Origin of the sequence: Cupriavidus sp. UGS-1, assembly GCF_021213615.1 — a bacterium.
In the GTDB taxonomy this organism is placed as follows: Bacteria; Pseudomonadota; Gammaproteobacteria; order Burkholderiales; family Burkholderiaceae; genus Cupriavidus.
Window position 1 is genome coordinate 32,219 of the sequence record NZ_JAJQJF010000003.1, and the last position, 19,401, is coordinate 51,619.

Here is a 19,401-nt window from a genome sequence, read left to right on the forward strand (position 1 = left end):
ATTTCAGGGGCGCGTGGCCGCTGGCCGCCGCCGTGATAACCGCCGCGCTCCCCCCGGTGCGCACCCATTTGGACCAGGAGAAAGCCATGACCCAACGCCTGAACTACATCCAGCAATCGCCCGAACTGTTCAAGGCCTATCTGAACTTCAGCCAGGCCATCGATGGCGGCGCCATCGAACGATCGCTGCTCGATCTGGTGTCGATCCGCGCCTCGCAGCTCAATGGCTGCGCGTTCTGCCTCGACATGCACGTCAAGGAAGCCAAGCTGCACGGCGAGCGCGAACTGCGCCTCTACCATGTCGCGATCTGGCGCGAGTCGGCGCTGTTCTCGCCGCGCGAGCGTGCCGTGCTGGAATGGACCGAGACGCTGACGCAGTTGCCGCCGCACGGCGTGCCGGACGACATCTACACGCGGGTGCGCGAGCAGCTGTCGGAGAAGGAGCTGTCCGACCTGACCTTCGCGGTGATGGGCATCAACGGCTGGAACCGCGCCAACGTCGCGTTCCGCACGGTGCCGGGTTCGGCGGACAAGATGTTCGGACTGGACAAGGCCGGGCTCGAATAACGGCCCACCGGCCACACTGGAAAAAACGCTCCGTCGTCCCCGCGCAGGCAGGGACCCAGCGGCTTCAAAAGACGCTGGGTTGCCGCGTTCGCGGGAACGACCCGAACATCCTCACGCCAGCCGGAACAGCCCCACCGCGCCCGCCAGCTTGTTCGCCTGCGCCTGCAGCGCTGACGCGGCCGCCGACGATTGTTCGACCAGCGCGGCGTTCTGCTGCACCATCTCGTCGAGCTGGCCGACCGCCTGGTTGACCTCCTGAATGCCGCGCGTCTGTTCGACCGCGGCGCTGGAGATCTCCGAAATCACCGTGCTGACCTGCGACACATTGCCGACGATCGCCGTCATCGTCTCGCCGGCCCTGCGCACCTGGCCCGAGCCCGAGGCCACCTCGCCGACCGTGGACTCGATCAGCGTCTTGATCTCCTTGGCCGCCTGCGCGCTGCGCTGGGCCAGTCCGCGCACCTCGCCGGCGACCACCGCGAAACCGCGGCCCTGATCGCCCGCGCGGGCCGCTTCGACGGCGGCGTTCAGCGCCAGGATATTGGTCTGGAAGGCGATGCCCTCGATCACACCGATGATGTCGGAGACCTTGGCCGAGGCGTGCTCGATCTTGTCCATCGTGCCGATGACCTCACCGATCACCACGCCGCCTTCGGAGGCGATCTTCGAGGCAGCGACCGCGGAATCGTCCGCCTGCCTGGCCGAGGTGGCCGACTGCGCGACGGTGGCAGTGATCTGCTCCATCGACGCGGCGGTCTGCTGCAGGCTCGCGGCCGCCGATTCGGTGCGCTGCGACAGATCCAGGTTGCCAGCGGCGATCTCGTCGGCCGCATGGCGCACCGATTCGCTGGCATCGCGGATCTGGCGCATCACGGTGCAGAGCTTGTCGACGAAGGTATTGAAGGCCCGGGCGATCTGCGCGACCTCGTCCTTCCCGTCGGCCGGCAGGCGCCGCGTCAGGTCGCCATCGGCGGAGCCGATCGCATCCATCACGTCGCGCACCTGCGACAGGCGGCGGAACGAGGCCGCCGTCGCCATGCCGGCCAGCGCGGCCGCGGCCAGCGCGATGACGACCAGCGTCAGCGCCGAGGCCATCAGCACCGAACGCATGCCGGCGGTTGCTTCGGTCTTGTCCAGCGCGATCATCGCGATCCAGTCAGTGTTCGGAATCGCGCGGGCGCGCAGCAGCTTGGCGGCGCCGCCGACCTGCACTTCGGTCGGCGCGGCGGCCGTCAGCAGCGCGGCCAGTTGCGCGGCGTCCAGGCCCGGCACCAGATCGGCGACGGGTTTGAGCGTCAGCTTGTCATCGGGATGCGCCACGATCAGGCCGGCCTGCGTCACCAGCATGCCGAAGCTCGAGGGCGTCGGGTGGATCGCCTTGACGTTGGCGATCACGCGGTCCATCGCCACGTCGCCCGACACCACCGCCTTGACGCCGCCGTCGGCAATCACGGGCGCGGCGAAGGCCACCACCAGCTTGCCGCTGCCGGCATCGACATAGGGCGGCGTCACCACCGGCTTGCCCGCGGCGGCGGCCTGCCGATACCACGGACGACCGGTCGGATCGTAGCCCGGCGGAATGCCGGTCGGGTTGGAGAACATCGCCCGCTTGTCGTCATAGCCGACATAGACGTTGGTGAAGCCGCCGGCGTCCGCGACCTGCTTCAACGCGGCGGACGGGTCGGCCTGCAGCACCGCATCGCGCAGCGACGCAATCATTCGGCCATGGCTGTCGACCCAGTCGGCAATCGCGCCGGCATGGCCAGCCTGCAGCGCGGTCAGCGAATCGTCGATCGCCGTGTCGTTGTAGGAGTCGGCGACCACATAGTTGATGGCGGCATTGACCGCGAGCGCGGCCACGACGATAGCCACGCACAGCGCCACGATGCGCGAGCGGATGGAGGAGAACATACGAAGCAATTCCAGGAAATGGCGCCGGTGCAAGGGGGAGCCAACGGCCCCTCGGGGACACTCGCGGCGGCGCCTGCGCGGCTAACGGCGCGCAGCGGCGGATATTCACCCTCGGCTTGACAGGGAAATACAAATGTGATTTGAGAGGCAGTTTGCGAGGCCGCGCGGTACGCCCCGGCAGCGGTTCGCGGGGTATCGGACGTGGCGACTACTCCTGTCGGGGGGAGTGACCGGATGTACTTTGGTAATACAATCGCGGGTTTCGAAAATCAAAAGAACACGGGTAAGGTCAACAAGGGGAGCGTCAATTCGCGACCGACATCGATACGGTTCGGTCGCCCGGCGGTCAGCGCCGTCGCCGTGCCCGCGCGTGCCAACGTGCGCGGGCACATTGACCGGCGCGCTGCCGCGGGAAGCCTCAAGGTCTGCGCAAAGCCGTCGATAACCGCTAGCAGCGCCAATCGGCTTCCTCATCCGCACCAAGTTTCGGCATACGGCAAGTCGGCCCGGACGCCTTCGCGCGCCCGTGGGCCGCTGCGCGCCGTCTGTCGGTATATCCAACACCTCGCATGGCATGTGAATTCGCAATCCGCGGCTGGGCCGCGTGTGCGCCGCAACTGCATACCGCCCGGCAATGGGAGGCATGGAGCCGCGCGCCATGGCTTCCCCCGGATGGCGAGGTGCCGGCGGTGGCGGGCATGGCCCCGATGCTGCGGCGCCGGCTCGGTGAACTGGGCCGCGTGGCCCTCCATGCCGCCTACGCGTGCGAGGCACCGGCGGACATCCCCGCGGTTTTCGCTTCGCGCCATGGCGAAGTTTCCCGCTCTGCGCTGATGCTCGAGGAGCTGGCCGCCGGCGCGCCGCTGTCGCCGACCAGCTTCGGCCTGTCGGTTCACAACGCGATCGGCGCGCTCCATTCGATCGACCAGCGGCGTCCGGCGGTGCTGCAGGCGATCGCGGCCGGCCGCGAGACCGCCGAGACGGCACTGGTTGAAGCGTGCGCCCTGCTGGCCGATGGCCATGAGGAAGTGCTGGTGGTGTGTTACGACGCGCCGCTGCCGCCGTCCTACGCGATGTTCGCCGATGAGCCGCAGGCACTGTATGCCTGGGCCTGGCGCATTGCTGCGCCAGGCGCCGATGCGCCGCGCTGGTCGTTGACATGCGATGGGGACGAACCATTGGGTCCCCATCACGCTGTCGACGTCGAATCGCCATGCAATACCGGCGTGCCGCTGCCGCACGGGCTCGAGGTACTTCGCTTCATGCTGGCGCGATCCGCGGTGCTGTGCCATCGCGGCGGCGGTCGTAGCTGGACCTGGCGGCATCATGGTTGAGCGGCTCGATCGCGGCTGGCGCATTTGTGCGACCGGCATATGTTTCGCGTGCTTCGGGGTGGGTGGACTGGCGCTGCGCGTGCTGGTGTTTCCGCTGCTGTCGCTGCTGCTGCGGCCGTCGCCGGTATGCCAGCGTGCTTGCAAGAACCTGATCCACCATGTGTTCCGACTGTTCGTCTGGCTGATGGCAACGGTCGGCGTGATCCGCTACGAGGTTCGACATGCGGAGCGTCTGCAACGCTCCGGCCTGCTCATCGTGGCAAATCACCCGTCGTTGATCGACGTGGTGCTGCTGATCTCGCAAGTGCGGCGAGCCGACTGCGTGGTCAAGGCCGCGCTGATGCGCAATCCCTTCACGCGTGGTCCGGTGCGCGCCACCGGTTATGTCTGCAACGACGCTGGTCCGGGCATGGTCGATGCATGTATTGCGTCGCTGCGCGCAGGCAACAATCTGGTCATCTTCCCCGAAGGAACCCGTACCGACCCGTGCGGCCTGCCGCGTCTGCAGCGGGGCGCGGCCAATATCGCCGTGCGGGGCGGGTTTGCGTTGACGCCTGTGACGATCCGCTGCACGCCGCCGACTCTGACCAAAGGGGAGAAGTGGTATCGGGTGCCAGTGCGGCGGCCCTGCTTCGTGCTCCATGTGCACGAGGACGTGCCTGTCGAACACTGGGTCGCTCCCGATACCGAACCGATGCAGGCGGTGCGCGACGTCACGCGCGCGTTGGCAGAGTTTTTTATCCAGGAGGTACGCCGTGAAGGCGCTTGAACAAGAAATCAAGGAACTGATCGTTGCTTCGCTGTCGCTGGAAGATATCCGCCCGGCGGACATCGACAGCGATGCGATGCTGTTCGTCGAGGGGCTTGGCCTTGACTCGATCGACTCGCTAGAACTCGGGCTGGCCGTGCAGAAGCGCTACGGTGTCGCGATGAGCGGCGACAAGGAGGAGATGCGCAAGCATTTCAGCAGCGTCGCGGCGTTGGCGCGATTCGTAGCGGCCCAGCGCACGCCGGAGCCTGCCTGAGGTAGCTGTCGCGAGCCCCGTTGCAACCCCTGTTGCAATTCCCATCCCCTGCGAAGACATCAAGCCAAAGATCATGACTCACGAAGAGATTTTCGCGCGCGTCGCGGCGGTCCTGGAAGAGACGTTCGAAATCGATGCCGAACGCATCCGTCCGGACGCACGCCTGTATGAGGACCTGGACATCGACAGCATCGACGCGGTCGATCTGCTGGTCAAGCTCAAGCCGATGCTGAACAAGCCGCTCAAGCCCGAGCAGTTCAAGTCGGTGCGTACCGTGCAGGACGTGGTGGCGGCGCTGGCGCTGCTGATCGACGCCTCGCCTACGCCGGCGGAGGTGTAAGTCTCGATGGCACCCGGCACCGGCTGGCGCGTGCCGCCCCGCATGCTGCTGGCGGGGGCGGCCACGCTGCTCTATCCGCTGATCGTCTACGCTGGGCTGCGCCATGCGTCGCCGCGCGTGGCCGCGTTCGCGCTGGTGGGCGTGGCGCTGCTGCGCGCCAGCACGCTGCGCGGCAAGCCGGCCTGGATCGCAATGGCGGCCGCGGCGTTGTTGCTGGCGGTCGCGGTGTTCCTGTCCGGCGAGACGCTGCCGCTCAAGCTGTATCCAGCGCTGGTCAATGGCGTGATGCTGGCCGTGTTCGGATGGAGCCTGTTGCATCCGCCCACGCTGGTCGAGCGTATCGCGCGCCTGCGCGAGCCGGAGCTGCCGCCCAGCGGCGTGGCCTACACGCGCCGCGTGACCATCGCCTGGTGCCTGTTCTTCGTTTTCAACGGCGCGCTGGCGCTCGCGACCGCCTGGTGGGCCAGCGACGCGGTCTGGGCGCTGTACAACGGCGGCATCGCCTATGTGCTGATCGCGCTGATGTTCGCCGGCGAATGGCTCGTGCGGCGACGCGTGCTGGCGAGGAAGCATGATGAGTGATTGTGTTGGCCTCCACGAACTGGTGTCGCGACTGGCGCGCACGCCGGACGCCACCGTCGCCAGCGGCCTCGGTGCGGCGGCCTTCGTGCAACGTGTCGCCGCATGGCGCGACGCGTTCGGCGCGCGCCAGGGCGTCCGGTGGGCGCTCTATCACGACGCCGCGCCCGAATTCGCTGCGGCGCTGTTCGGTGCCTGGCACGCCGGCAAGCACGTCGTGCTGCCAGGCGATACGCGGCCCGAGACACTGGCCGCACTGCGTCCGTTCGTGGACGGCTTCGCCGGCGAGTTGGCCGATGGCCTGCTGCCCGATCCTGGTGTCCAGTCGCAAGCGGACCGGTTGGCCGAGGTCCTGTCCTGGCCGCCGCTGTGTCCTCGGTCGACCACGGTGACGCTGTTCACTTCCGGATCGACGGGCGTCCCCACCGGCCTGCCCAAACGCCTGGACCAACTCGACTGCGAGGTGAGAGCGTTGCAGGCGGCGTTCGGCGCCGCGCTGTCCGCCGGCACGGAGGTGCTGACGACGGTGTCGCATCAGCACATCTACGGCCTGCTGTTCTGCGTGTTATGGCCCCTGGCCGCGTTCCGCCGGATGCCGGCGGTACGCTTTGCCTTCCATGAAGAGATCGTCCGCACCGCGCCGAACGTATCGCCTGGCGCGGTGCTGGTCAGCAGCCCGGCGCATCTGCGCCGGATGCCGGCCTCGCTCGATTGGGCAAGCGCCCGGCGGGCGCTGCGGGCCGTGTTCTCGTCGGGCGGTCCGTTGCCGGCGGACGCCGCCGCGGACGCGCATGCGCATCTCGGACGTTGGCCCATCGAGGTCTACGGCAGCTCGGAGACCGGGGGAATCGCGTGGCGCACCGCCAGCGGTGGAAACCTCGCCTGGACGCCGCTGCCCGGCGTCGAATGGCGCATCGAAGACGGCCTGCTCGCCGTCCGCTCCGGCCATCTGGCGCAGCCGGGCTGGCTGGTCGGCAGCGATCGCGTCGAAGCGGCAGACGGCGGCAGTTTCGTGCTGGCCGGGCGCGCCGATCGCATCGTGAAGATCGAGGAAAAACGCGTGTCGCTGACCCGCATCGAACAATTGCTGGTGGCCTCGCCGCTTGTCGAGGAGGTGCGCGCGCTGACCGTCGAGCTCGACATCGGTCTGCGTACCGCGGTGGTCGCGGTGCCAGCCCCCGCAGGTGCCGCGCTGCTCGCCGACGCAGGCCGGCCGGCACTGATCGCGGCATTGCGCGCGCTGCTGGTACAGGCCCTGGAGCCGATCGCTTTGCCGCGCCGCTGGTGCTTCCCGGCCGCGCTGCCCTGCAACGCGCAGGGCAAGACGACCGAGGCGATGCTGCGCGAGATGGTGCGTGGCGTGCTGCCGCGGGTGCAATGGCTGCCCGCCGAAGCACCGGGGCGTGCCGCGGCATGGCTTGGCATCGACGCGGACCTCGCGGTGTTTGATGGCCACTTCGAGCACGCGCCGATCGTGCCAGGCGTGGCGCAGCTGGACTGGGTGATGACGCTCGCCGCGCAGTCGCTCGAAGTACCGCCGCGCAGCGCGTTCCGCCAGCTCGACGCCCTCAAGTTTCAGCAGGTGATTCGTCCCGGCGATGTCGTCCGCGTCGATCTCGACTGGCAGCCGGAGCGCAACACGCTGACGTTCAAGCTGGCGTCGGATGCCGGTCAGCATGCCAGCGGCCGCGTCATGTTCTGTGCCGTCCCGGGAGCCGGCGATGTTTAGACCGGTCGTGTTGATCCCTGTGTACAACCACGAGCACGCGGTCGGGCAAGTTCTTGCCGCGGTGCTCGCGCATCCGGTGCCGTGCCTGCTCGTCGACGACGGCAGCGCGCCGGCGTGCGCGCAGGTATTGCGCGAGCTGGCCGCCAGCCATCCGGACCGTGTCGAGCTGCTGCGGCTGCCCACCAACCAGGGCAAGGGTGGGGCCATCATCGCGGGCGCGCGGCATGCGCGGCAGCGCGGCTACAGCCATGTGCTGCAGATCGACGCCGATGGCCAGCACGACAGCGCCCGCGTCGCCGATTTCCTGGCGCTTGCCGAGGCGAGCCCCGAGGCGCTGATCTGCGGTTGTCCGGTCTATGACGAGTCGGTACCGCGCGCGCGGCTGGTGGGGCGCTACTTGACCCATATCTGGGTGTGGATCAACACGCTGTCATTCGCAGTGCGCGACGCGATGTGCGGACTGCGGGTCTATCCGCTGGCCTCGCTGGTCCCGCTGGTGGAGAGCGTGCCGCTGGGTCGCCGCATGGAGTTCGACATCGAGGTGCTGGTGCGCATGGTCTGGCGCGGCGTGCGCATCGTCAACGTGCCGGTGCGCGTCACCTATCCCGCCGACGGCGTGTCCCACTTCCGCATCTGGCGCGACAACGCGCTGATCTCCGGCATGCACGCGCGGCTGTTCGCCGGCATGCTGATGCGCGCGCCACTGCTGCTCGCGCGCAAGGTCGGCTGGGGGACCGCATGAACCCGTCCGCATCGAGCAGCCGGTGGTCGCCGCATTGGGCCGATATCGCCGAGTCCACCTGCGTCTGGGGCATCTGGTCGTTGTACGCGGTCAATCGGCTATTCGGCCGGGCGCTGTTCCGTGTGCTGCTGTATCCCGTCGTGATCTATTACTGGCTGGCCAGGCCCGCCGCGCGACGGGCCTCGCTGGACTTCCTGCGGCACGTGCACCGGTACAGCGGCGCATGCGGCGCGGAGCCGGGTCTGCGCCACAGCCTGCGGCATCTGATGTCGTTCGCCGAAACGCTGCTCGACAAGATGCTCGCCATCGGCGGCCGGTACCATTTCAACGCGGTGCGCCGGGAGGGCGCAGAACTGATGGCGCGGCAGCGTGACAGCGGACGCGGCGCGGTTATCGTCACCGCCCACATGGGCTGCCTCGAACTGTGCCGGGTGGTGTCCACCCACAAGGCAGGGCTGCGCGTCAATGTGCTGGTGCACACGATGCACGCCGAGCGCTTCAACCGGATTCTGTCCCGGCTCGATCCGCAATCGGTGGTGCAGCTGATCCAGGTCACCGAGATTACGCCGGCGACAGCGCTGATGCTGCAGCAGAAGATCGAGGCCGGCGAGTTCGTTGCCATTGCGGGCGATCGCGTGCCGCTGGAAGGCGGCCGCAGCGTGACGGTCTCCTTCCTGGGCGCACCGGCCCGAATGCCGATCGGGCCGTACGCGCTGGCGGCGCTGCTTCGCTGCCCGCTGCTGGCGATGAGCTGCGTGCGAGCCGGCGATGGCCATCTGCTGCGCTTCGCAAAGCTGGCCGATGCGATCGTGCTGCCACGCGGCGCGCGGCAGCAGGCGCTGACGGACCATGCGCAGGCCTATGCCGACTGGCTGGCCATGCAGGTCTGCGCCGCACCCTACGAATGGTTCAACTTCTACGATTTCTGGAGCGACGCCGGCGACGGCGACGCCCACTGAGCAAGGCCTCCATGTCGATCCCGCCGTCCTCAGCGCACGCACCGCTCGCGCATGAACTGGTACTGAGCCCCGCCTTCCACGACCTCGATCCGATGGACGTGGTCTGGCATGGCAACTACGCACGCTATTTCGAACTGGCCCGTTGCGCGTTGCTGGCCCGCTTCGATTACGACTATCCGGCGATGCGCGATTCCGGCTACGCCTGGCCCGTCGTCGACATGCGAATCAAGTACATTCGGCCGCTGGTCTATGGACAGCAGACCATTGTGCGGGCCACCATCGCCGAGTGGGAGCACCGGCTCAAGATCGACTACGAGATCCGCGACGCGGCGACTGGCCAGCGGCTCACGCGTGGCTACACGATCCAGGTGCCGGTGGAGATGGCTACCGGCGAAATGAGCTATGTCTGCCCGCCAGTGCTGGCCGAGCGGTTGGGAGTGGCGTCGTGAAGGCGCAGTGTTGGCGGGTCGCGTCGGGCATGACGCGGTGCTTCCTTCTTGTGGCGATCGCAGTTGGCAGCGCTTCTGCAAATGCCGCCAGCATGCTGGACCAGGTCGCGGTGCGGCTCGACGATGCGCCGGTGATCCGGGGCCGGTTCGAGCAGACCCGCAAGGTTGCAGGCTTTGCCATGCCGCTGGTCTCGCGCGGCGACTTCGTGCTGGCACGCGGCCGCGGCTTGCTCTGGCAGACGCGCGCGCCGATCGCGTCCAGCCTGTTGCTGACGCCGCGGGGCCTGACCATGCGCGGGGCCGACGGCAGCGTCCAGCAGCAATTGCAGGCCGATGCGCAACCGGGCATGCGTGCGGCGCTCGAAGCCATCCTTGCCGTGCTGCGTGCAGATGCGCCCGCGCTGGCGCAACGCTTCGCCATGACCGGCGAAGTGCATGGCAAACAGGGCTGGAGACTTGCGCTGACGCCCACCGATGCCGACATGCGCAGGGTATTGAAGCGAGTGGACCTGGAAGGCGACCGCTTCGTCCGCGAGGTGCGTCTGCAGGAGGCAAGCGGCGACAGCACCGTGGTGCGCCTGCTTGCGCCGATGGTGGCCGGTGCCGACGCGGCCCGGGAGATCGACGTTGACTGACGTTGCGATCGACGTGCGGGGCACGCCCGGGCCGACGCGCATGGCCCGGGCGCTGGCGCTCGTCTGGCTGCTGCTGGCGATTGGCCTGGTCGTGCACCAGCTGCAGTTCTGGCGCGAGGCGCGGCTGGATACCGATGTGCTGGCGCTGCTGCCGGTGACCGAGCGCACCGCGATCGCGGACCGCGCGTTGCGGCAACTGGCCGACAACGCCGAGCGCGAGGTGATGGTGCTGGTGGGCGCGCCGGACTGGCCGCGTGCCCGGGCGGCGGCTCAGCGCTTTGCCGCTGCGGCCGCGGCGGCGCCCGGCGGCGCACTGCTGCAGCCGTCCGCGCGGATGGGAGCATTTGATCTCGACGCGGCGCTGGACTTCTATCGCCCGTACCGTGCCGGCATGCTGACCGACGCCCAGCGTGCCATGCTGACGCGGGCGGACACCGAGGCGTTGGCTGGCCAATCGCTGGCGCGGCTGTACCAGTTCGCGGCCGGGCCCCGGCTGGCGGACTGGCAGGCCGATCCGCTGAATCTGTGGCCGGATTGGTGGCTCGCGCGGGGCGGGGCGACCGCGGTCCGTCAGCGCGACGGCCTCGCCACGGTCAGTGGCGACGGCGCCGAATGGGTGGTGCTCGGCTACCACGCGGCGCGCGCGGCCTTTGCCGCCGATGGCGCGTCCGACTACCGAGCCTTGCTGGCCGCGGGCGAGCGCGCCGCCCAGCAGGGCGACGGCGACGTGAAGGTGGTGGCGGCGGGCATTCCGCTGCATGCGGAGGCGGCCGCTGTTCAGGCCAACCGGGAAATGAATGTGATCGGGCTGGGCTCGCTGGCGGCGGTGCTGCTGCTGGTCTGGCTTGCCTTCCGCTCGCTGCGGCCGATCGGGCTGGTCGCGCTGTCGCTGGTGATCGGCACGGCCGCGGCGCTATCCGTGACCGCGCTGGTCTTCGGCCGCGTCCACCTGATCACGCTGGTGTTCGGCGCGAGCCTGGTCGGTGTCGCCGAGGACTACGGCATCCACTACTTCGTGATGCGCCAGGCCCGGCCGGCATGGACGCCCGCGCGCACCGTGCGGATGCTGTTCGGCGGCATGGCGCTGGCGCTGGCCACCAGCGTGGCGGCCTATCTGGCGCTGGGCGTCGCGCCGTTCCCCGGTCTGCGCCAGATGGCGCTGTTTTCGGCGACCGGCCTGGTGTGCGCGTTCCTGACAGTGGTGCTGTGGTTCCCGTGGCTGGACCGGGCGCCGGTCCGGCCCACGCCGCTGTCCCGCTGGTTGGCCGGCAGCCTGGCGCGCTGGCCGCGTGTGCGAGCGGACCGCCGCACCGCGCTTGCGCTGGGGCTGCTTGGTGTCTTCATCGCGCTCGGCGTGTCCCGTGTGCGAGTCAGCGATGACGTGCGTCAGCTGCAGAGTTCGCCGCCGGAACTTGTCGAGGCGCAGCGGGTCGCCGCACGGTTGCTCGGCACGGCAAGTCCCGCCCAGTTCATCGTGGTGCGCGGCGCCACGCCGGAACAGGTGCTGCAACGCGAGGAAGCCGTCAAGCGCGCGCTTGCGCCGGTCGTGTCCGCAGGGCAGCTGCGCGGCGTGCTGGCCTTGTCCGACTGGGTGCCCTCGGCCGCGCGGCAGCAGGCCGATGCGGCGTTGGCCGGCAGGGTCGAACACGACGTGCGCGCGCGCGTGCGCCGCGCACTGGGCGAGTCGGCGGCTGCCGGTCCGGCCGTTGCAGCGTCCGGCGCCGTGCTGACGCTGCCGGCATGGCTCGCCGATCCGGTGTCGCTGCCACTGCGGCAGCTATGGCTGGGACAGATCGGCCCGGACCATGCCAGCGTCATGATGCTGCAGGGACTGGACGGTCGCGATGCGATCGGGGCGGTGGCCGCGGCGGTGGCACCTGTCGCAGGCGCGCTATGGGTCGACCGCGTGGCCGACTATTCCGCATTGCTGGCCCGCTATCGCGCGATGATGACCTGGCTGCTCGTGGCAGGTGCGGCGGTGGTCGCCGTGCTGCTGGCCTGGCGCCATGGGCGCGCCGCATGGCGAGCGCTGGTGCCGACCTTGCTGGCCGCGGCACTGAGCGTCGCGATGCTGGGCTGGCTCGACGTGCCACTGCAGTTGTTCTCGGTGCTGGCGCTGGCATTGCTGCTGGGCGTCGGTGTCGACTACGGAATTTTTCTGCTGGAGCATCCCGGCGACGGCGTGTCATGGACCGCGATCGTGCTAGGTGCGGCCAGCACGCTGCTGGCGTTCGGCCTGCTCGCCCTGTCGGCGACGCCGGCGCTGCATGCGTTTGGCATGACCATGCTCGGCGGCGTGGGGGCCGTGTGGATACTGTCGCCGTGGTTTCGGCCCGCGCCAACCGATCAAAACGTGGCGCGCTGAAGGCGCGCCAGACTTCGAGGATACGCAGATGCAACAGATGGAACTTCAATACGTCGATGTGCTGATCATCGGTGCGGGACCGGCCGGCGCGGTGGCCGCCGGGCTGCTGCGCCAGCGCGGCATCGCGGTGCTGGTGCTGGAGAAGGAGACGTTTCCGCGCTTCTCCATCGGCGAGAGCCTGTTGCCGCAGAGCATGGAATACATCGAGCAGGCCGGCATGCTTCGCGCCGTCGTCGAGGCGGGCTTTCAGTACAAGAACGGCGCCGCCTTCGTGCGCGGCGACCGCTACACCGAGTTCGACTTCCGTGACAAGTTCACGCCGGGCTGGGGTACGACCTACCAGGTCCAGCGCGCACACTTCGACGATGTGCTGATCCGCGATGCGCAGCGCCAGGGTGCCGAGGTCCGCTTCCGCCACCAGGTCACGGCGGTCGAGCTCGACGGCGCTCGTCCGCGCGTGACCGTGCAGGGGGAGAATGGCGGGCCGTATCAGGTCGAATGCCGCCAGTTGCTGGATGCCTCGGGCTTCGGCCGCGTGCTGCCGCGCCTGCTCGATCTGGAATCGCCATCGAACTTCCCGGTACGCAGCGCGATCTTCACGCATATCGAGGACCGCGTCGCGCCCGGCGCATTCGATCGCAACAAGATCCGCATCAGCGTGCATCCGGAACATGTCGACGTCTGGTACTGGACGATCCCGTTCTCCAACGGCCGCTGCTCGCTCGGCGTGGTCGCCGAGAAGGCCTTTCTCGACCGCTATGCCGGCACCGACATGGAACGGCTGCAAACGCTGGTCGGCGAAGAGCCGGCATTGGCGGCGCTGCTTGCCGACGCGCGCTGGGACACCCCGGCGCGCCAGCTGACCGGCTATTCGGCCAATGTGCGGTCGCTGTGGGGCAAGGGCTACGCGCTGCTGGGCAATGCCGGCGAATTCCTCGACCCGGTGTTCTCGTCCGGCGTGACGATCGCCTTCAAGTCCGCGAGCCTGGCGGTGGACTGCATCGCCCGCGAGTTCGCCGGCGAGGCGGTCGACTGGGAACAGGACTATGCGCGCACGCTGAAGGCGGGGGTCGACTGTTTTCGCACGTTCGTCGAAGCCTGGTATGCCGGCTCCTTCCAGACGCTGATCTTCCACCCCGATGCCACGCCGGAAATCCGCCGCATGATCTCGTCGATCCTGGCCGGATACGCATGGGACCGCAGCAACCCCTTCGTGGTGGAGTCGAAGCGCCGGCTGACCGTGCTGGAGGAATTTTGCCGCGCCTGATCCAGACCGTGGTGGCCGCAGGACTCGTCGCCTGGCTGGCGGCGTGCGCCGGCCTGCCGCCATCGCCATCGCCATCCGCCGCAGCTGCCGCGCCCGTGCTGCGTCTGCAGCCGGCGGCGCTGCAGCGAACCATCGCCGTACAGCAGCACATCGAGGCGCGCTACCGGACGGCCGGTGGCCGGGTTGAAACGCGCGAGCTGATTGCGCTGCTGCAGGCCGACGCCAAGCATACGCGGCTGGCTGCGCTCGCAGGCGGGCAGGTCCTGGCTCGGCTGGACTGGGACGGCACACGGCTCGATGTCTCGCGCGCGTCCTGGGCGCCCGCGCAGCTCGATCCCGAGCGGATCCTCAGCGACCTGCAACTGTCGCTGTGGCCGCTGCGCGCTGTCGCGGACGCCTTGCCAACGGGCTGGACCGTGCGCGAGGGAGAAGGGCGGCGAGTGCTACACCATGGCGACGAGGTCGTCGCCGAGGTGCAGCACGCCGACGCCGGCACGCTGCGCTTCATCCAACATCGCGACGGCTATGCGCTGACGATCCGCACGCTGGCCGGTGGGGAGACGTCGCAATGATGTCCGGGCATACAACGCCACCGGTTTATCTGAACGCGATGGGCGTGCTGTGCGCACTCGGCAACGGCGGCGGCGATGTCCGCGCCGCGCTGTGGCGTGACGACGGACCACACGGAGGCGAGGTGACCGATCGCTTCACGCCCGGCAGGCCAATGCATGTCGGCAGCCTGCCATCGCCGCCGGCGCTTCCTGCAGATATGCCCCCGTCGCAGCGGACCCATGGCAACGCGATGCTGCTGCAGGCATTGGCGCAGATCCGGCCGCAGGCCGAGGCCGTGTCGAGCCGCTTCGGCCCGCGGCGCGTCGCCGTGGTCCTTGGCACCAGCACCTCCGGCATCCGCGAGGGCGGGGACGCCGTGCGCGCGCGCCTGGCACAGGGCCGCTGGCCGGACGCATTCGACTACGCCCAGCAGGAGCTCGGTTCGACGGCGGCCTTTGTCGCCGCGCAACTTGGCGCGCGCGGCCCCGCCTATACGCTGTCGACCGCCTGCTCGTCCGGTGCGAAGGCGCTGGCGGCCGCGGCACGGCTGCTGAACGCCGGCATCGCCGATGCCGTGATCGCAGGCGCTGCCGATTCGTTGTGCCCGTTCACCATCGGCGGATTCAGTGCGCTGGAAGCGGTGTCCGCCGCGCGCACCAACCCATTCTCCGCTCACCGCGCCGGCATCAATCTGGGTGAGGGCGCCGCGCTGTTCGTGTTGTCGCTCGAACCCGGACCGGTCCGGCTGTCGGGCTGGGGCGAGAGCTCGGATGCCTACCATATCTCCGCGCCCGAGCCGGAAGGCAAGGGTGCCCAGCAGGCGATGCGGCAGGCCCTGGCGCGCGCCGGCCTTGCGCCAGCGCAGATCGACTATCTGAACCTGCATGGGACCGGTACCGGACACAACGACGCGATGGAGTCGCGTGCCGTCCATGCCGTGCTCGGGGCCGACGTGCTGTCCAGTTCCACCAAGCCGATGACCGGCCATGCGCTCGGTGCGGCCGGCGCGATCGAAGCCGCGCTGTTGTGGCTGACCCTGGTCGACAACGCGCACGGCCGGCTGCCGCCGCATTGGTGGGACGGCGTGCCCGATCCCGCGCTGCCGGCATTGCAGCTGGTGGGACCGCGCGATCGGCTCGGCCGGGCGGCCCGCCATGCGATGAGCAGCTCGTTCGCCTTCGGCGGCAGCAATTGCGCGTTGATTCTCAGTGCGGCGTGACGACGATGACCACGAACACGACCCCGAACACCATTGCCGTGCCGATGCCGGCGGCCGAGAGCGTTGCCGGCGATATCGCCGCCATGGTGCCCCATGGCGGCGCGATGCTGCTGCTCGATGCGCTGCTGCATGCGGACGAGGATCATGCGATTGCACGCGCCACCGTGCGGCCCACGCAGCTGTTTGTCGACGCAAACGGCATGCCGGCCTGGGTCGGCGTGGAGTACATGGCGCAGACCATCGCCGCGTGGTCCGGCGCGCGCGCCCGGCGCGGCGGCAGCGCACCGGCGATCGGCTTTCTGCTCGGTTCGCGCCGCTATACCTGCGACGTGCCGGCATTTCCCCGCGGCAGCGAGCTGACCATTACGGCCCGGGTCGAGCTGATCGGCGAGAACGGGCTGGGCATGTTCTCGTGCGCCATCGATATGGACGGGCGCGAGGTAGCCCGCGCCAACGTTTCCGTTTTCCAGCCTGCGGATGCGCAGGCTTTCTTGCAAGGACACAAGCCATGAGCGACCACACCGTCCTCGTGACCGGCTCCTCGCGCGGCATCGGCCGCGCCATTGCGTTGCGGCTCGCGCGCGAGGGCCATGACATCGTAGTGCACTGCCGATCCCGGCGCGACGAGGCCGAGTCGGTCGCCGACACGGTGCGCAGCCTCGGACGCGCCGCGCGCGTGCTGGCCTTCGATGTGGCCGATCGGGAGCAGTCGGCGCGGACGCTGCAGCAGGACGTCGACGCGCACGGCGCCTACTACGGCGTGGTGTGCAATGCCGGCATCGCGCGCGATGCCGCCTTTCCGGCGATGACCGGTGCGGAGTGGGACGAGGTCATCCATACCAACCTCGATGCCTTTTATAACGTGCTCAATCCCGTGGTGATGCCGATGGTCCAGCGGCGCGCGCCAGGACGCATCGTCACGCTGTCGTCGGTATCGGGCCTGGTCGGCAACCGCGGACAGGCCAATTACAGCGCGGCGAAGGCCGGCATCATCGGCGCCACCAAGGCCCTGGCGATCGAACTGGCCAAGCGCCAGATCACCGTCAACTGCGTGGCCCCGGGGTTGATCGACACCGAGATGATCGACGCGGCCGTTCGCGACGAGGCGCTACGCCTGATTCCCGCGCGCCGCATGGGGACGCCGGACGAGGTGGCCGCCACCGTCGCCTTCCTGCTGTCGGCCGACGCGGGCTACATCACGCGCCAGGTGATCTCCGTCAACGGAGGGATGTTCGGATGAAGCGCGTCGTCGTCACCGGTGCCGGCGCCATCAGCGCGCTCGGCAACGACTGGGCCACGGTGGCTCCACGGCTGCGCGCCGGCCAGAGCGCCGTCGTCAGGATGGAGGACTGGAGCAAGTACAAGGGCCTGAACACGCAGCTCGCCGCTCCCGTTCCGGAGTTCGAGACGCCGGCGCACTACACCCGCAAGCGCACTCGCGGCATGGGGCGGGTCGCGCTGATGGCGGTGCTGGCCAGCGAGGCGGCGCTGCGCGACGCCGGGCTGTATGGCGACCCGCTGGTCACCAGCGGCGAGCTCGGCATCGCCTACGGCTCGTCCACCGGCACGCCGGAAGCCGTGGCCGACTTCGGCCGGATGCTGCTGGACTGCTCGACCGAAGGCGTCAGCGCGACCACCTACATTCGCATGATGCCGCATACCACCGCCGTCAATATCGGCGTGTTCTTCGGCATCACCGGCCGCATCCTGACGACCTCCAGCGCCTGCACCTCGGGCAGCCAGGGCATCGGCTACGCCTACGAGACCATCCGTGCGGGGCGCCAGGTGGCGATGCTGGCCGGCGGTGCCGAGGAGCTCGACCCGACCGAGGCGGCCGTGTTCGACACGCTGTTCGCCACGAGCACGCGCAACGACGCCCCGCAGACCACGCCGCGCCCGTTCGACGCCGCGCGCGACGGCCTGGTGCTGGGCGAGGGCGCCGGGACGCTGCTGCTGGAAGAACTCGAACACGCGCGCGCCCGTGGCGCGCGCATCCTGGCCGAGGTGGTGGGCTTCGGCACCAACAGCGATGGCGCGCACGTGACACAGCCCAATGCGGACACGATGGCGCAGGCGATGCGGCTGGCGCTGCGCGACGGCGGCATCGATCCTTCGTCGATCGGCTATGTGAATGCGCACGGCACCGCGACCGACCACGGCGACGTGGCCGAGTCGCACGCGACTCATGCCGTGCTGGGTGCCGGCGTGCCGATCAGCTCCTTGAAGAGCTACCTGGGCCATACGCTGGGCGCATGCGGCGCGCTGGAGGCGTGGCTGACCATCGAGATGATGCGCGCGGGGTGGTTCGCGCCGACGCTGAACCTGACCACGCCCGACCCACGCTGCGCACCGCTGGACTACATCGCCGGAGAAGGACGCGTGCTCGAAGCCGACCACGTGATGAGCAACAACTTCGCCTTTGGCGGCATCAACACCTCGCTGGTGTTCCGGCGCTGGGCCGACTGAACGGCCCGTCTCGCGCCTGATTTGTTGAACCTCGACAACGACAAGGAAAATCATGAAGTTCGGTCAATACGCAAGCCGTGCAATCTTCGCCGCCATTGCTGCCGGTGCCATCGTCAGCGCTCCCGCCAGCGCCCGCGACACCAAGTACTTGCTGCCCATCCAGGATGTATTGGACATGCCGGAGGCCAAGGAGAAGCTCGACGGCTCCGTGCGCTTCTTCTTCGCCGGCCAGCGCACGCCCAAGGTGCTGGAGACCAAGGGCAGCGACGTGTCGAACCGCAAGACCAACGGCGTGGGCAAGAGCGATGAGGAGGCCTGCCGCTGGGCCGCACTGTCCGCGTTGCTGTCGTTCCAGGACAAGGCGAAGACAATGGACGCCAACGCCGTCGTCAACCTGGTCAGCTATTACAAGAAGAACGAGATGGCCAGTGCCGACCAGTACGAATGCCACGCCGGTGCGGTGGTGGTTGGCGTCGCGCTGAAGGGCGACTACGCCCGCGTGGGCAACTGACCGTCCGGCGGCCGCGCGTGACGATCTCCATCCGGCTGCGATCGGTCAGCGCCTTGATGGCTGGCGTGGGCGCGAATGCCCACGCGTGGCTGTCACCGGCCGAGCGCGCTCGTCTGGCCGACATCCGTGCGCCGCGGCGCGCGGCTCAGTTCGTCGCCGGCCGATGGCTGGCCCGCGCGTTGCTGGCGGAACGGTTCGGCGGCGTGTCCGGCGATTGGAGGATTGAGGCATCGCCGAATGGCGCGCCGCTCGTCGCGAGGCATGCCGACAAGCATGTTTCGATCGCGCATGTCGGCGACAGTGTCGCGTGTGCGGTGAGCAATCGCCCGATCGGCCTCGATCTGGAGATGCTCCGGCCGGGACGATCGCGCGCGGCGCTGCTGGAGGCGATCACCGATGCCGCGGAACGGAGCATGCTGCTTGCCGGACGGAGGCACGATGCCGAAACGCTGGCCCTGGAGGCGTGGACCTTGAAGGAAGCCGCGCTCAAGTGCCGTGGCGGCGAGCTGTTCTCGACGATGCTCGGCCATCGATCCTGCATCCGGCCGGCCGGGTCCGCGCACCCCGGCATCCCCGCCAACGGATGCAGCTGGTGGCATGGCGACACCGTCGTTGCCGTGGTCAGCGACCCGTTGCTGCCGGAGCTGGACCACGACGGCGCCACGCCCGACGCCATGCGCCAGTGGCAGGTGGCGATGGCTGGCTCGGGCGCCGATTTCCCGCAACGATCGGCGGCGTCCTCGCCGCGCTGA

Annotated in this window: 21 protein-coding genes; 20 read left to right on the top strand and 1 reads right to left on the bottom strand. The window is 69.0% G+C overall.

The window, feature by feature from the left end; genetic code table 11:
- The first annotated feature begins 86 nt into the window (after window positions 1-86).
- Entirely contained in the window at window positions 87-566 is a 480-nt protein-coding gene (locus tag LRR16_RS05045; RefSeq protein ID WP_006576587.1) for a carboxymuconolactone decarboxylase family protein, read from the top strand.
- 111 nt (window positions 567-677) lie between these two features.
- Here the strand turns inward: LRR16_RS05045 and LRR16_RS05050 are convergent, their stop codons facing one another.
- A complete protein-coding gene (locus LRR16_RS05050) occupies window positions 678-2,477 on the bottom strand; it encodes a methyl-accepting chemotaxis protein (protein ID WP_232204985.1) in 1,800 nt (599 codons plus the stop codon).
- Window positions 2,478-3,046: 569 nt separating this feature from the next.
- Here LRR16_RS05050 and LRR16_RS05055 point away from each other — a divergent pair.
- From LRR16_RS05055 to LRR16_RS05145, 19 genes are all read left to right on the top strand, one after another.
- Window positions 3,047-3,811: a beta-ketoacyl synthase chain length factor gene (locus LRR16_RS05055; protein WP_232204987.1), complete on the top strand. Its 765-nt coding sequence runs from the start codon at window positions 3,047-3,049 to the stop codon at window positions 3,809-3,811.
- Window positions 3,804-4,580 (top strand): 1-acyl-sn-glycerol-3-phosphate acyltransferase, encoded by a 777-nt coding sequence (locus tag LRR16_RS05060; RefSeq protein ID WP_064576644.1) that lies wholly within the window; start codon window positions 3,804-3,806, stop codon window positions 4,578-4,580. Before LRR16_RS05055 ends, LRR16_RS05060 begins: the two co-directional genes overlap by 8 nt.
- Window positions 4,567-4,836: a phosphopantetheine-binding protein gene (locus tag LRR16_RS05065; protein ID WP_006576952.1), complete on the top strand. Its 270-nt coding sequence runs from the start codon at window positions 4,567-4,569 to the stop codon at window positions 4,834-4,836. Before LRR16_RS05060 ends, LRR16_RS05065 begins: the two co-directional genes overlap by 14 nt.
- Window positions 4,837-4,909: 73 nt before the next feature.
- The gene (locus tag LRR16_RS05070) at window positions 4,910-5,176 is read left to right on the top strand and encodes an acyl carrier protein (protein WP_006576953.1); all 267 of its coding nucleotides are present in this window, start codon (window positions 4,910-4,912) and stop codon (window positions 5,174-5,176) included.
- A 6-nt stretch (window positions 5,177-5,182) separates the two neighbouring features.
- Window positions 5,183-5,758: a hypothetical protein gene (locus tag LRR16_RS05075; RefSeq protein WP_006576954.1), complete on the top strand. Its 576-nt coding sequence runs from the start codon at window positions 5,183-5,185 to the stop codon at window positions 5,756-5,758.
- Window positions 5,759-6,023: 265 nt separating this feature from the next.
- Window positions 6,024-7,484, top strand: a complete 1,461-nt coding sequence (locus LRR16_RS05080) for an AMP-binding protein (protein ID WP_232204989.1) — start codon at window positions 6,024-6,026, stop codon at window positions 7,482-7,484.
- Complete coding sequence (locus LRR16_RS05085; protein ID WP_023264875.1) at window positions 7,477-8,226, top strand: glycosyltransferase family 2 protein; 750 nt, start codon at window positions 7,477-7,479, stop codon at window positions 8,224-8,226. The genes LRR16_RS05080 and LRR16_RS05085 overlap by 8 nt, the downstream gene beginning before the upstream one ends.
- Window positions 8,223-9,185, top strand: coding sequence for an acyltransferase (locus LRR16_RS05090; protein ID WP_232204991.1), 963 nt, complete (start codon window positions 8,223-8,225; stop codon window positions 9,183-9,185). The genes LRR16_RS05085 and LRR16_RS05090 overlap by 4 nt, the downstream gene beginning before the upstream one ends.
- Before the next feature lie 11 nt (window positions 9,186-9,196).
- On the top strand, window positions 9,197-9,634 hold the full coding sequence (locus LRR16_RS05095; RefSeq protein ID WP_006576958.1) for a thioesterase family protein: 438 nt from the start codon (window positions 9,197-9,199) through the stop codon (window positions 9,632-9,634).
- A gap of 92 nt (window positions 9,635-9,726) precedes the next feature.
- Entirely contained in the window at window positions 9,727-10,269 is a 543-nt protein-coding gene (locus LRR16_RS05100) for an outer membrane lipoprotein carrier protein LolA (protein ID WP_232204993.1), read from the top strand.
- A complete protein-coding gene (locus LRR16_RS05105; RefSeq protein ID WP_232204995.1) occupies window positions 10,262-12,634 on the top strand; it encodes an MMPL family transporter in 2,373 nt (790 codons plus the stop codon). Before LRR16_RS05100 ends, LRR16_RS05105 begins: the two co-directional genes overlap by 8 nt.
- A 37-nt stretch (window positions 12,635-12,671) precedes the next feature.
- The gene (locus LRR16_RS05110) at window positions 12,672-13,901 is read left to right on the top strand and encodes an NAD(P)/FAD-dependent oxidoreductase (RefSeq protein ID WP_043441466.1); all 1,230 of its coding nucleotides are present in this window, start codon (window positions 12,672-12,674) and stop codon (window positions 13,899-13,901) included.
- On the top strand, window positions 13,889-14,473 hold the full coding sequence (locus LRR16_RS05115) for a DUF3261 domain-containing protein (RefSeq protein ID WP_023264795.1): 585 nt from the start codon (window positions 13,889-13,891) through the stop codon (window positions 14,471-14,473). The genes LRR16_RS05110 and LRR16_RS05115 overlap by 13 nt, the downstream gene beginning before the upstream one ends.
- Window positions 14,470-15,672, top strand: coding sequence for a beta-ketoacyl-ACP synthase (locus LRR16_RS05120; RefSeq protein WP_006579416.1), 1,203 nt, complete (start codon window positions 14,470-14,472; stop codon window positions 15,670-15,672). Before LRR16_RS05115 ends, LRR16_RS05120 begins: the two co-directional genes overlap by 4 nt.
- Before the next feature lie 5 nt (window positions 15,673-15,677).
- On the top strand, window positions 15,678-16,184 hold the full coding sequence (locus tag LRR16_RS05125; RefSeq protein ID WP_006579415.1) for a beta-hydroxyacyl-ACP dehydratase: 507 nt from the start codon (window positions 15,678-15,680) through the stop codon (window positions 16,182-16,184).
- A complete protein-coding gene (gene fabG / locus LRR16_RS05130; RefSeq protein ID WP_232204997.1) occupies window positions 16,181-16,912 on the top strand; it encodes a 3-oxoacyl-ACP reductase FabG in 732 nt (243 codons plus the stop codon). The genes LRR16_RS05125 and fabG overlap by 4 nt, the downstream gene beginning before the upstream one ends.
- Window positions 16,909-18,138, top strand: coding sequence for a beta-ketoacyl-ACP synthase (locus LRR16_RS05135; RefSeq protein WP_006579413.1), 1,230 nt, complete (start codon window positions 16,909-16,911; stop codon window positions 18,136-18,138). Before fabG ends, LRR16_RS05135 begins: the two co-directional genes overlap by 4 nt.
- A gap of 52 nt (window positions 18,139-18,190) precedes the next feature.
- Window positions 18,191-18,649: an excinuclease ATPase subunit gene (locus LRR16_RS05140; protein WP_232205005.1), complete on the top strand. Its 459-nt coding sequence runs from the start codon at window positions 18,191-18,193 to the stop codon at window positions 18,647-18,649.
- A 17-nt stretch (window positions 18,650-18,666) separates the two neighbouring features.
- Complete coding sequence (locus LRR16_RS05145) at window positions 18,667-19,401, top strand: 4'-phosphopantetheinyl transferase superfamily protein (RefSeq protein ID WP_006579411.1); 735 nt, start codon at window positions 18,667-18,669, stop codon at window positions 19,399-19,401.